Annotated in this window: 1 protein-coding gene; it reads left to right on the top strand. The window is 67.7% G+C overall.

Features of this window, described 5'->3' with window-relative positions; all coding sequences use genetic code 11:
* Positions 1–469 (top strand): 3-isopropylmalate dehydratase small subunit (leuD, locus tag GVL52_RS28730; RefSeq protein WP_160012718.1); only part of this gene is annotated, 469 nt, incomplete at its 5' end.
* Positions 470–474 lie beyond the last annotated feature (5 nt).

The raw sequence follows: 474 nt of genomic DNA, 5'->3' as shown, positions 1-474 counted from the left end.
CAAGCCCAACCCGGACTTCGTGCTGAACCAGCCGCGCTACGCGGGCGCCTCGATCCTGCTGGCGCGCAAGAACTTCGGCTGCGGATCAAGCCGCGAGCACGCGCCCTGGGCGCTGGACCAGTACGGCTTCCGCGCGATCATCGCGCCGAGCTTCGCCGACATCTTCTTCAACAACAGCTTCAAGAACGGCCTGCTGCCCATCGTGCTGCCCGAGGCCACGGTCTCCGAGCTGTTCGACGCGGTGCACGCCTTCCCGGGCTACGAGCTGACGGTGGACCTGGAGCGCCAGGTCATCGTGCGGCCGCAGGGCGAGGAGATCCCGTTCGAGGTGAACGCCTTCCGCAAGTACTGCCTGCTCAACGGCTTCGACGACATCGGCCTCACGCTGCGCCAGTCCGACAAGATCCGCGCCTTCGAGGCCGAGCGGCTGGCCACCAAGCCGTGGCTCGCGCACACCATGCCGGGCTGAGACCC

Source organism: Rhizobium sp. 18055, assembly GCF_902706285.1.
Lineage (GTDB): Bacteria > Pseudomonadota > Alphaproteobacteria > Rhizobiales > Rhizobiaceae > Rhizobium.
This window is presented reverse-complemented; position numbering and strand designations above follow the sequence as displayed.